We start from the raw sequence: 11,748 nt of genomic DNA, 5'->3' as shown, positions 1-11,748 counted from the left end.
GGAGCAACCCAATGCAAGTGAGTCCGACCCAGGGAGCGTCCGCGAATGGACAGGTTTCGGGAAATGCAGCGGAACCGGGTGCGGCCATAACGGCGGATTTCAACACGTTCCTGACCCTGCTCACCACGCAGCTGCGCAGCCAGGATCCGATGAACCCCGTCGATTCCACCCAGTTCGTGGCGCAGCTCGCGCAGTTCTCGGCAGTCGAGCAGCAAACGAGAACAAATGACATTCTGAAAGAGATCTCGGGCCTGCTTTCGCCCGCGCAGGGCCTTGGCGAAGCTGGTCAGTGGCTCGGGCGTGAAGTTCTGGTGCAGGGCCCCGGTGAGTTTGACGGAACGACGCCCATCGATTTCACATTCGACCCTGACCACGGTGCAACGGCGGCGTACTTCCTAGTGCGCAATGACTTTGGACAGGTCGTATCCCAAACAGCGATCGCGCCATCGGCAACCTCCGCCACCTGGGCTGGCACGCTTTCGGATAGGGGCGAGGCAGCGCCCGGGCTCTATACCGGGGAGCTTTTGCTGAACAAGGCGGATGGCTCGAGCGAGATCGTGCCGGGTTCCACCTATTCCCCGGTGACCGAGGTGCGAACTCAGGATGGGCAAACTGCCCTGTACCTTGCCAATGGCTTTCAGATCGCTCCTGCCGATGCGATCGGTCTGCGTTTTGCGGCACCGGATGCGGGTTAGCGTTGAAGCCGTGAGCCGCCCAGGCGAGCGGCTCATGCAAACCGCTCTCAGCCGGACTGGCTCCTGCGGGTCGACATCCCACTCACCAGGTGCATAGATTCAATTTGGTTGCGTATACCTGCCTATCGGGCGCAGGGATGAAGCGAAGCTTCGGTCATCACGCAAATCAAGGTGTCAGCGGATTGCCTTTCGCAAACCTCCTGCCCCCGGGACCATCGGTATTGATCTGCTAGCCGCATCCCTGCCACCAATTCTGAACCGCTAGCCCGGGTTGGCTGTTGCCTCGATTGGGGAATCCAAGTCGTCGAGCGCTGTGCGGAGCGTTTGTGCCCGTACTAGTGCCGCCTGGGCGACGCCGAGCGTAGTGGTATTCGTCTTCTCCGGTGTTCCGATCTCTCCTGCGTGAAGAAAAGTATCCTGCTCGTTCAAGGCATAGTCCTTCAGCCGAACGAGGTCTGGGATCTCCGCCACAAGCGGGATTTGTCGCCACTCGTGGGTCAAAAGGGCCAGGCGGCTGCGAACCGAATCCTCTGGGGGCAATGTCAATGTCGCTGCGAAGGCGGCTGCCGGATCGCCGGCGCGCAGGTGGATATCCGCGCGCAAGCGCGCGGCCTCCGGCCCAGAAACGCCGTCGAGCGTTGCAAGGGCTTCAGGGATGTCGCCGAGTTCGAGTTGAGCGCGGGCCTTGAGCATGCGCGTCGGGCGATCCGCGATGTCATCCACCGGTTCAAGCATTCCGATCGCGGCGGATGGCAGACCGTTGTCCAGCAAGGTCGTTCCAAATCGCCGGCGCAGGGAAAGGCTTTCAGCGTCCTGTCGCAGAAACGCTTGTCCGACCAGCATCGCGCGTGTCCCTGTGTGCGACGCAAGCTGGGGTTCATCCATTCTTGACAGGATCGCATGTGCGACCGCGCGCTTGGCCTCGGGGTTTGACGTGGTAAGGGTCAGCAACCCCTCAAGCGCTTCTGTCGGATCACCGGCTGCGGCGGTCAACTCAGCTTGAACAAGGGACAGCGCGTGGCCGATGCCAGCATGGCGGGGGAGTGGCCCGAGGGTGTAGATGACCGTATCAATCAATTCAGGCGCGGGCCGCTCGCCTGCGTCGAGTGCATGCAGCGCGGCCGTTGCATGAAGCAAGACGAGTTCCGGGTCAGGGCTGGCCGCCCGCGAGTAGATCGGTGTCGTCAGAGCCAGTGCGGTGGCCGCGTCACCCGTGCTCAGAGCCAGCCTCGCGCGCAGCCGCAGTTCCCCGATGGCGCGGGGGCCCGGGGTTCGATCCAGGAGTTCCAGGATTTCGGTCGTCAGCTCCGGGTTGTTGGCGTCCAGCGCGCGGCTCGCGATCTGTTCGCCGACAAGGCGCCGCAGTCTGTCGGGAAGCTCGAGCAGGCCGTTGCGCACCTCGGCCCCGGCCTCGCCCTCGAACGTCGGGGTGAGCATGCCGCCGGCGACACGCCACATGAGCGTGCGCCCGATACAGCCTTCTGCCCTGGAAATGGGGCCTTCCGGCGTGGCCGCCCGACCTTCGACGAGGGCCGCTATGTCGATCAGAATGGGGCGATCATGAAAAGTCGTCGGGGTCGATTTCAGAAGGTGCTCTGCCTCCCGACCGAACCCGGCGCCGATGTAAAGCCGGGCGAGATCCCGCAGGCCCGCCGTATTCACAACCCCCGCCTCGGAGACGATGGCCTGCCGCCGGCGGCCGAGTTCCGTGATGAATTCCCGGTCGTCCACGGCCCAGGTCCGCACATCGAGCGCGGCATCTTCCACGCATTCGGGTAGAGCCGCGCTTCGATCCATGGAATCTCCGCGCGGTGCCGTTTCGGAGGCGGTACGCACCCTGAGATTCGGGTCCAGCCCGGCGAGCGAGGCGATGCCGGCGGCCATGGCTTGTGGCGTGGGTCTGTCCGGCGACTGCCGGTCCATCGCGGTCATGGCGTCCAGTTCCGTCGGGGGCAGCGGGGGAACGTCCGCCGGGTCACCGGTGGGCGCCGTGACCTCAGGTGCATTGCTTTCCACCTGCGGCAGGAGCGTCAGAAGTCCCTCTTTCGCGGCACGTGTCAGCTGAGCGGCCAGAGCCTGCTGCGCCAGCAGCGCCGGATCCGGCGCGGTTGTCCCGACGGGATCATCGGCGGAACTCCCTTCACTGGAGGGAAGCGGCGCGAGAAGCCTGCGCGATTGCCCCCCGGTTACCGAGGCCTGGGCCGAACGCACGATGTCCAGCGCAAGGTAGGAAGCACCCAGCCTGGAGGCTGTGACATCACAGCTGCAGCCGAGTGTCAGTGTCAGGCGCTGGCGGGGGCCAAGATCCCGGTGGGTGACGCCGAGCAGGCGCGTCCGGGGCATCCGATCGAAGATGTCTTCCACTTTCAGCGACCCGGGAACGCCTTCGATATCGATGATCGCGGTCTGATTGGAGCGGGTAATCTTCCAGCGCGCGTCTTCTGTCACGGGTACAACCAGCCGCGAGTATTCCGGATGCTCCACGGCGCGGATCGGCAGGGAGTCCTGTGCCGGGGACCGCGCTGAAAGAAGCCCGAGAATGACGAGGGCGGCCAGTACGATCCTGGTCATGCGGCTGCCTCCTGCTTGCCTGCGCGCAGGGCTTCGTCGAGCCCGTTGAAGCTTGGGCGCAAGTGATGCGGTGTGTTCTGGCGGCCAACCTCGACGCAGATGTTGGGGGGATGGCGGTGCAGGTTGGCGATCATCACGTCGCGGATCAGCGCGTAGAATTGCTGATCTTCCTCCACCACTGAGCCGACTTTCGTGGCGAATGGGCCGACGATGCCATAGGCCAGGAACACGCCCAGAAAGGTGCCGACCAGGGCCCCGCCGATCATCTTTCCCAGGATTTCGGGGGGCTGGTCGATCGCGCTCATCGTCTTGATGACGCCGAGCACCGCGGCAACGATTCCGAGCGCGGGCAACGCGTCCGCGACGTTCTGCAAGGCATGGGAGGAATGCGCCGCGTGATGGTCGTTCGCCTCGATCCGCTTGTTCAGCACCTCTTCCACCTGGTGGGGGTCGTCATAGTTCATCGCGGCGGCCCGCATGGTGTCGCAGATCAGGTCGACCGCCTCGTGATCGGCGAGGATCTTCGGATAGCGTTGGAACAGCGCGCTTTCCTGCGGCCCCTCGATATGGCCTTCGAGCTCCAGCGGGTTCTGCCGGCTGACCCGGATCAGGGTGAACAACAGAACCAGAAGGTCCTGGTAGTCCTGCGCTTTCCAGTGCGGCCCGCGGAATACCTTGCTGATATCGCCGAGGGTCTGCTTCAGGCCGGCCCCACTGTTGGCGATCACGAAGGCGCCGGTGGCGGCGCCGCCGATCATGATCATCTCGTACCCGATGGAGCCCATGATGACGCCGAATTTGCCGCCGGCGATGGCATAGCCGCCAAAGACCATGGCGAATACGATCAGGATGCCGATGACGCTCAGCATGGTGGTGCTACTCCGCTTCGATGTTGTGGGGGCCGTGATGGACCATGGGGCCTTAACAAACCTTCAATCAGCCGTCGTTTTCCGGCGGCAGGGGGCCACCGGCGCCCATGTTCCGCGCCGCCATCAGCACGCTGATTTCATAGGCGCGGTTGGCGTCGATCAGGGTCAGGATCTCACCCGCGGTGGCGGGGCTCATCCGCGCGAGGATTCCGGCGGCGAAACTGGTGTCCATCGACTCGAAGATACCGGCCGCGCGTTTCGGCTTCACGTTCTCATAGATCGCGGTGAGGCGCTGAAGGTCCTGCTCCGCCGCGGAATCCGCGATGGCCATCGTCGCGGCCAGCTGCTCTTCGGCAAGCGCCAGCGCGGCGCGTTTCTCGGCGATCTCGGCCTCGGCAACGTCGAGCAGGGCCTGTCGCTCGGCCAGGGCGCGTTCGCGAACCTCCAGCTGTTGGCTGCGCTCGGTCACCGCCGCAAGCAGCACATCGTCCGCCGGGGTGCAGCCAACCTCCCCGCCCGCCGGGTTTCGCGTTTCGGCCAGTTCCTGTGCGATCACGGGGCCGGCATCCAGAAGCCGGACCGCCGCCGAGCCTAGGAAACAGAGCGACAGCAGGCCGAGGGCGCCGATTCGCAAACCGGGTGCGCCGCTCATACCCGGCCCGTCCTGGCCCTGCCGGAGGCGGCGATTTCGCGCAGGGCGGAAACGATGTCAGGGACGTCCGATTCGGTCGGATCGGATTCCGGCGGTTGCGCAGGTTCCTCTTCCGGCTTTTCCGCCTGGGCGGCCCTGCCTTCCGCCGCGACATGCTCGGTCGTGGCGAGCAGCAGTTCAAGGCGCCCGGCGGCGAGTTCGGCCTGGGATGTCAGCGTGGTCAGTTCGCGCGCCACCTTGCGCATGTCGCCCAGCGATTCCCGGGTCTGGTCCACCCGCGTCGACAGGCCCGCGATCGCGCCGCCCAGTCCCTTGTCCAGCGCCTTCAGCGCGGCCAGCCTTCGGGACAGGACGAAGCAGTAGAGCGCGGTCGTAAGAGCCGCTGCAATCAGCAGGCCATCTGCGATCAGTTCCATGAAAGGCTCCCTCAGTTCATGACGAATTCAAGGATCAGCAGATCCCGCACGGGGGCATCGCCGACGACGATCTGTATCCGGCGCAGCATCTGCGCGCGCAGCAGGGGCAGGGCGCCGGGATCGGCCAGCTCCGCCTCGTCCACGGCCCGCAGGTAGGTGTTGAGCACGTCCAGAATTCGCGGCACATGGGCGGTCACCGCCGCTTCGGCCCCCGGCTCCACCTCCAGCTGGGCGGTGAACTTCAGGGTCCTTGCGTTGGCGTCGGGCCCGAGGCTGATCATCAGCGGATCGAGCGGCACGAAGCTGTAGGAGCGGTCCACCGTCACTTTCTCGGGGCCGCCGATTCCGTCGAGCACCCCCGTATAGGTGACGCCAAATCCCGCCGCCCCGGCAAGAATCGCCCCCAGCAGTGCGGCCGTCAGGGCCTTGAGCCCGCTGCCCTTTCGGGCTGGGTGCCCATTGTCATTGGTTGTGTCCGCCAAGGTCGAACCTCCTGTCCGGTGCAGATCGCGATGGGTTCGATTTAGACGGTTCTAGCTAACCAATTCTTAAGCGGACCGAGGGAAAAGGGCGTCAAGAACATCGGGCCAGAATGGTCCGGTGAAAAACGCAAGGCATTGTATTGTGAGCCAGATCACCGCCACTTGGACCGCGCTGGACGGCCGCCGCAAAGTGATTCTCCTGGTCGCGGTAGCGGCTGCGCTGCTGAGCATGGGTGCCATCTGGCGCCTTGCTGCCACCCCGAACATGGCGCTGCTGTATGCGGGGCTCGATGCGGCGGCGGCGGGTGACGTCATCACGGCGCTTGAGCAACAGAACATCGCCTACGAGGTTCGCGGCACGGCGATCTACGTCCCGGCCGACGCGCGGGACGGCACGCGCCTTGCGCTTGCGGCCGACGGGCTGCCTGCCAGCGGTGGAATCGGCTACGAGCTGCTCGACGGGATGAGCGGGTTTGGCACCACCGCCCAGATGTTCGACGCCGCCTATTGGCGTGCGAAGGAAGGCGAGCTGGCCCGCACCATTTTGGCCGGGCGCGACGTGCGCAGCGCCCGGGTTCATATCGCAACGCCCGCGCGCCAGCCCTTTGCCCGCGACCAGCCGGTCACCGCGTCTGTCACCGTGACCCCCGCCGGCGCGTCGATCAGCCCGGGCAAGGCGGAGGCGATTCGCCACCTCGTCTCCTCCGCCGTGCCTGGGCTGGAGATTTCCGCCGTCGCTGTGATCGACTCGGTGAACGGCGTCGTCCTCTCCGGGCCGGAGGCGGGGGAATCCCCGACCGCCCAGCCGGACTCGCGGGCCGAGCAGATGAAGGCGGACCTGGAGCGCCTTCTCGCGGCGCGTGTCGGGCCCGGCAAAGCGCGGGTGCAGGTCAATATCGACGCGGACATGGATAGCCAGCGGATCACCGAACGTGTCATCGATCCCGCCAGCCGGGTGGCGATCAGCAGCGATTTGGAGGAAATCACGGAAACCGAGCAGGGCGGCGGCGCGGGCGCCGTCACCGTCGCCAGCAACCTGCCCGCCGGCGATGCGGAGGGGGGCGCGGCGCAATCCAGCGCGAATCGCTCCGAAACGCGCGAAAGGCAGAACTTCGAAGTGTCGGAAACGACGCGTGAGCGGGTGATCCAGCCCGGCCAGATTCGCCGGATCACTGTCGCCGTGATGGTCGACGGCTTGACGACCGCGGCGCCCGACGGCTCCCGCGAATGGGCGCCCCGCCCGGAAGAGGAGCTTACAGCGCTTCGCGAACTGGTGGAGACCGCAATCGGTTTCGATCCGGCGCGCGGCGACAAGGTCACGCTGCAATCGATGGAGTTTCCGCAGCCCGCCATGAACGGCACCGCCGCCGAAGGGGGCGCGATGCCGATATCCGGCGGGTCGCTGATCAGCCTTGTCCAGACGACGGTTCTGGCGGTGGTTGTCCTGCTGCTCGGCCTGTTCGTGATCCGCCCGCTGCTGATGCGCCCGCCATTGCCCGAGCCGGAGATCCTGGCCGGAAGTCTCGACCTGTCCGTCGAGCCTGACCCGCGCGATACCGAGCCGACCGGCGGCGCGCTGGACAACCCGGACCGGCACAAGATCCGCAACCTGCGCGAACTGATCGCGGAACGGCGCGAGGAATCCGCGGATGTCCTCAGGCGCTGGATCGAGGCGCCGGAACAGACAGAAGGAAGCCGCTGATGCCCCTTGCCCTGAAGCTGCAGGAATTTCTTCCCGGAGAGGGGGCGCACCCAGCCCCCGACACCCCGGATATCGCGGCGGTACGCGCCGAGGCGTTCAAGGAAGGATACGCCCAGGGCAGCGCCGACGGTACCAAAGCCGCGGCCGAGGCCCATGCAGAAGCGCAGGATCAACTGCGCGCCGCCCTGGTCGAGCGCTTGCACGACCAGTACCTCAGCCGGAACGAGGTGGAGGCGTCGATCCTCGCCGGGATCACGCCCTTCGTCAGCGCGCTGATCGACCACCTGTCCCCGCGCCTGACGCAGGCCGGGCTGGCGGACCAGGTCGCCTCGGCGGTCGCGCACGCGCTGGATGCGCGCCCCGACGCCAAACCGATCCTGCGGTGTTCCGAAGAGTCGCTGCCCGGCCTTCAGTCCGCCCTGTCCGACTGGGTGGGCCTGAAGGTCGTGGCGGATCCGCGCCTGACCCCGCTGGAGGCTGAGGTGCATTGGGACGACGGTTTCGACGCGATCGACCTGTCCGGCGTCCTCGCGCGGATCGATGCGGCGTTCGAGGCATTCGCGCAGAACCCGCAGGACGATGAAACGCTTGACGTACAGCCCCCCCAACCAGCGATGAAGGAGCAGACCCTTGCAGGATGACGACCCCGCCACCGAACCGCAATCCAGCGCGCAGACGCCGATCGACGGCGCCCTGCCGCCGGCCCAGATGAGCACCAGCGACGGGCCGATGCGCGGCGACGGCCGGCGCGAGACCGCCTTCATGGGCGTTCCGATCGAAGTGATGATCTCCGTCGGAAAGGCGCGCCCCCTCGTTGCCGACCTGGTCAAGCTGCGCCGGGACAGCGTCATCACGCTCAACACACGGATCGACGACCCGGTCGAGCTTTACGTGGGTGAACGCCTCATCGCGCGCGGAGAGTTGCAGGAAATGGACGACGGTTCCGGGCAGCTGGGCGTGCGGCTGACCGAAGTCGCCGACCTGTCGAAAGGAGTCTGATATCCGACGTCTTGGACTTGCCTGCCTGATGCTGGCCTTCCTTGGCGCGCCGGCGCTGGGGCAGGAACTTCAGGTCAGCCTCGGCGGGGAGTCATTCTCGCTGCGGACAGTACAGTTGTTCCTGCTGGTCACCGTGCTCAGCCTGGCGCCGGGACTGGCGATCATGGTGACCTGCTTCCCCTTCATGGTCACGGTGCTGTCGATCCTGCGCCAGGCGATCGGGGTGCAGCAGGCGCCCCCGAACATGATGATCGTCAGCCTGGCCCTGTTCCTGACCTATTTCGTCATGGAGCCGGTCTTCCAGGCGGCGTGGAGCGCCGGGATCCAGCCCGGGATCGACGGTATCCTGTCGCCCGAGGAAGCGTTCCGGGCGGGAATCGCCCCTTTCGTCGAGTTCATGACCGCCCGCACCGACCCGGAAACCATCACGCTCCTTGCCGAGGCGGGGGGCAAACCGGCTCCCAGCCCCGAGCCGCCGCTGTCCCTGCTCGTGCCGGGCTTCCTGCTGTCGGAAATCCAGCGCGGTTTCGAGGTCGGGTTTCTGGTATTTTTACCTTTCCTCGTTATCGACCTCGTCATTGCTGCAATTCTGATGTCGATGGGGATGATGATGGTGCCGCCAGTGGTCGTTTCGTTGCCGTTCAAACTGGCCTTTTTCGTTCTGGCTGATGGCTGGTCGCTGCTCGCCGGCGCGATGATCCGCGGGTACGCCCCGTGAGCGTGGCGGAAACGGCGAGTGAAAGCGCGGCCAACCTTCCCGCCACCTTGCCCCCCGCGGCGGAGTCTAAGTCCGGCCCCGGCGCGGGGGCATCGGCGGAACTGACCCGCCCCTGGGAGTCGCTGCGGAAGTCCGCGGCGGGCGAGTACGCCGATATTCCACCGATCCAGAAAGCGGCGATCATCCTGGCCGCCATCGGGCCGGAGGCGGCGGGCGAATTCCTCAAGTCCATGAACGAGCACTCGCTCACCCGCACCGCGATCGCGATAAGCCGGCTTGAACGCGTCTCGAAGCAGATGCTCGACGGGGTCATCGCCGAGTTCCTGCTCTCCATCGGGACGGAGGAGGAGGTTTCGGGCGGCAACCAGACCGCGCGCCGCCTGCTTGCCGAGGTGCTGGACGACAGCACGATCGAAAAGATCATGTTCGATGTCGAGGGCGGGGATGCCCGCAAGGCGTGGAAGAAGCTGAACGACATCCCGAACACCGCGCTGGCTACCTTCGTCGGGTCCGAGCATCCCCAGACCGCCGCGGTGATCCTGTCCGAGCTGCGCGCCGACAAGGCCGCCGCCGTGCTGGAGCGGCTGGACCGGGAATTCGCGCAAATCGCCATGCTGCGGCTGGCCCAGGTGCCATCGCTCGATTCCAACGTGGCCGAGATGGTCGAATCCGTCATTTCGCGCGATTTCCTGTCCGCCCAGCAGCGGATCAAGCGCAGCCGCAAGCCGGCGGACCTGATCGCGGGCCTGATGAACAACCTGCCGAGCGACAGCCGGGAAAAGTTCCTCACGTTCCTTGAGGGAGAACGTCCGGCGCTGCACGGCGACGTGCTCAAGACGATGTTCACCTTCAACGACATTCGCTACCGGGTGGAGGCGAAGGACGTCGCGCGCATCGTCAAGGAGATCGACGAGGGGATCCTGACGGTCGCACTCAAATGGGGCCAGGCCCAGGGCAACGCGACGGTGGAGTTCCTGCTCTCGAACCTGTCGAAGCGATTGGCCGAGCGGCTGGAGGAAGACGTCGCCGCGATGCACGACGTGTCCCAGCGCGACGGCGATGGCGCCTACCAGGAGGTGGTGCGCCAGATCCAGGTCATGGCCAAGGCCGGAGAGATTCAATTGATAGAGGAGGAAGCGCCCGAGGACTGAGCTGTAGCGATACCCTGTCGCGGGAAAACTACGGGCTGCCAGTACGCCGGGTTCGCATTGCCTGCCCCGGGATCAGGTGTCTGGCCTTCGCCGCCAGTGCGGCGCAGACGGCGCCGGACCGCTAGGTTGCAAAGGTCGATCTGCCACGGTGAGGCGGCGGAACCGGCCCCTCGCAGCAGCGTAGAGCCGGATGCGCTATGGCGCTTGGTCCGCCGCACCCCGTGATCCTGATCGGGCGGTATCGCCCGGCGAGCATGCCCTGTGCAAAAACCCTGCCGTGGACCCGGCAGAGGCCGGCGTGAGCCCTGCCGTGTGCCCGGCAGGGGCCGGTGTGTCAGCCGCAGTACACCCTCGTGACGACCCGGTTGTCGTCCAGCTCCACGTTCAGCCGGTCGGGCTGGTTGTCCTGTGTCACGCTGTCGCCGGGGTTGATGAAGCGCACCTTCGGCGCGGCGGCGGAAACGGCCGCCATGTCGTCCAGCTCTCGTCCGACCAGCCCGCGCTGGCTGCGGGCGTCACAGGCGTCCACGTCGATGGTGCCATCGGTGCCCACGATCGGCGCGGGTGTGCCGCATGCCATCAGTGCCCCGAGTGAGCCGAGAAGAATTGCCTTGTGCCACATTATCGTACCTCTGCCAGATTTCGCTGTAATGAATCACGCCGCCCGTCGTAGTGCAAGCGAGCCGAAGCCGGAAGCCACAAGCAGGCCAAGGCCAGCCAGCGCGACGGGGTCGGGCAGGGTTTCAAAGACCAGGACGCCGTAGACCGTGGCGTAAATCAGCTGGAAATAGATGAACGGCGCAAGGGTGGTCGCCCCCTGCCGCCCATAGGCGACGACCAGCAGCAGGTTGCCCGCCAGCGAGCCGGCGGCGCTGATCAGCAGCAGGCCCAGCGGCCAGGCCTCCGGCATCGGAACGGCCAGGGCGGGCGGGGTCAGCACGGCGGCGCTGACCCCGAGTTGCGACCACATCAGGATCGGCGCGGGCGCCAGCGGCGCGACCCAGCGGCTTGCGGTCAGGTAGGCGCCGTAGAAGATCCCGGCGAGCGCGGCGAAGGCAAGGCCGGGGGTCATGCCGAACCCCGGTTTGACCACCAGGAGCACGCCGAGAAAGCCGACCACCAGCAGCACGGTGCGCGGCCATGTCACCCGCTCACCCAGCAGCACGACGGACAGCGCGTAGCTGAAGATCGGCCCGACGAAGAAGGCCCCGAAGACGGAGCCGATGTCCTCGGTCCGCAGCGCTGTCAGGATCGACAGGACCCCCAGCGCGATCAGCAGCCCGCGCAGCATCATCCGCCAGTTCAGCGCTGCCCGCCAGACGGCGCGATGGGTCCAGATCAGCGGGGTGAGCAGCACGAAGCCGACGCAAAAGCGCAGCCAGCCCACTTGGGCTGGCGCATAGCCATGCTCGGTGATGAGCAGTTTGCCCGCGGTATCGCCCAGCGGGATGAAGGCCATGGCCACCGCCATGATCAGCACGGCGGCGGCCATG

Annotated in this window: 13 protein-coding genes; 6 read left to right on the top strand and 7 right to left on the bottom strand. The window is 66.2% G+C overall.

The annotated features are described in order from the left end of the window. Window positions 1–11: 11 nt before the first annotated feature. Window positions 12–695, top strand: a complete 684-nt coding sequence (locus DJ029_RS02440; RefSeq protein ID WP_157966236.1) for a flagellar hook capping FlgD N-terminal domain-containing protein — start codon at window positions 12–14, stop codon at window positions 693–695. Between the two features lie 261 nt (window positions 696–956). On the opposite strand, the gene DJ029_RS02435 is transcribed toward DJ029_RS02440, so the two are convergent. The 5 genes from DJ029_RS02435 to DJ029_RS02415 form a co-directional block, all read right to left on the bottom strand. Then, entirely contained in the window at window positions 957–3,266 is a 2,310-nt protein-coding gene (locus tag DJ029_RS02435) for a tetratricopeptide repeat protein (RefSeq protein WP_112320728.1), read from the bottom strand. Beyond that, entirely contained in the window at window positions 3,263–4,135 is an 873-nt protein-coding gene (motA, locus tag DJ029_RS02430) for a flagellar motor stator protein MotA (protein ID WP_112320727.1), read from the bottom strand. Before motA ends, DJ029_RS02435 begins: the two co-directional genes overlap by 4 nt. 67 nt (window positions 4,136–4,202) lie before the next feature. Beyond that, window positions 4,203–4,787: a MotE family protein gene (locus DJ029_RS02425; RefSeq protein ID WP_112320726.1), complete on the bottom strand. Its 585-nt coding sequence runs from the start codon at window positions 4,785–4,787 to the stop codon at window positions 4,203–4,205. Further along, entirely contained in the window at window positions 4,784–5,203 is a 420-nt protein-coding gene (locus DJ029_RS02420) for a hypothetical protein (protein WP_112320725.1), read from the bottom strand. Before DJ029_RS02420 ends, DJ029_RS02425 begins: the two co-directional genes overlap by 4 nt. Window positions 5,204–5,214: 11 nt before the next feature. Continuing rightward, window positions 5,215–5,685 (bottom strand): flagellar basal body-associated FliL family protein, encoded by a 471-nt coding sequence (locus tag DJ029_RS02415; protein WP_112320724.1) that lies wholly within the window; start codon window positions 5,683–5,685, stop codon window positions 5,215–5,217. A 142-nt stretch (window positions 5,686–5,827) separates the two neighbouring features. On the opposite strand from DJ029_RS02415, the gene fliF reads away from it, so the two are divergent. The 5 genes from fliF (at window position 5,828) to DJ029_RS02390 (ending at window position 10,255) form a co-directional block, all read left to right on the top strand. Continuing rightward, window positions 5,828–7,387 (top strand): flagellar basal-body MS-ring/collar protein FliF, encoded by a 1,560-nt coding sequence (gene fliF, locus DJ029_RS02410; protein ID WP_112320723.1) that lies wholly within the window; start codon window positions 5,828–5,830, stop codon window positions 7,385–7,387. Further along, window positions 7,387–8,028, top strand: coding sequence for a FliH/SctL family protein (locus tag DJ029_RS02405; protein ID WP_112320722.1), 642 nt, complete (start codon window positions 7,387–7,389; stop codon window positions 8,026–8,028). Before fliF ends, DJ029_RS02405 begins: the two co-directional genes overlap by 1 nt. Window positions 8,029–8,116: 88 nt before the next feature. Further along, on the top strand, window positions 8,117–8,386 hold the full coding sequence (locus tag DJ029_RS02400) for a FliM/FliN family flagellar motor switch protein (RefSeq protein WP_198671054.1): 270 nt from the start codon (window positions 8,117–8,119) through the stop codon (window positions 8,384–8,386). 28 nt (window positions 8,387–8,414) lie between these two features. Continuing rightward, complete coding sequence (gene fliP / locus DJ029_RS02395; RefSeq protein ID WP_112320721.1) at window positions 8,415–9,104, top strand: flagellar type III secretion system pore protein FliP; 690 nt, start codon at window positions 8,415–8,417, stop codon at window positions 9,102–9,104. After that, window positions 9,101–10,255, top strand: coding sequence for a flagellar motor switch protein FliG (locus DJ029_RS02390; RefSeq protein ID WP_112320720.1), 1,155 nt, complete (start codon window positions 9,101–9,103; stop codon window positions 10,253–10,255). Before fliP ends, DJ029_RS02390 begins: the two co-directional genes overlap by 4 nt. A 334-nt stretch (window positions 10,256–10,589) precedes the next feature. On the opposite strand, the gene DJ029_RS02385 is transcribed toward DJ029_RS02390, so the two are convergent. Both DJ029_RS02385 and DJ029_RS02380 read right to left on the bottom strand, forming a co-directional pair. Continuing rightward, window positions 10,590–10,877 (bottom strand): I78 family peptidase inhibitor, encoded by a 288-nt coding sequence (locus tag DJ029_RS02385; protein WP_112320719.1) that lies wholly within the window; start codon window positions 10,875–10,877, stop codon window positions 10,590–10,592. Between the two features lie 33 nt (window positions 10,878–10,910). After that, window positions 10,911–11,747, bottom strand: a complete 837-nt coding sequence (locus tag DJ029_RS02380) for a DMT family transporter (RefSeq protein ID WP_112320718.1) — start codon at window positions 11,745–11,747, stop codon at window positions 10,911–10,913. Window position 11,748 lies beyond the last annotated feature (1 nt).

This window comes from Oceanibium sediminis, assembly GCF_003265325.1.
Taxonomy (GTDB): Bacteria; Pseudomonadota; Alphaproteobacteria; order Rhodobacterales; family Rhodobacteraceae; genus Halovulum; species Halovulum sediminis.
This window is presented reverse-complemented; position numbering and strand designations above follow the sequence as displayed.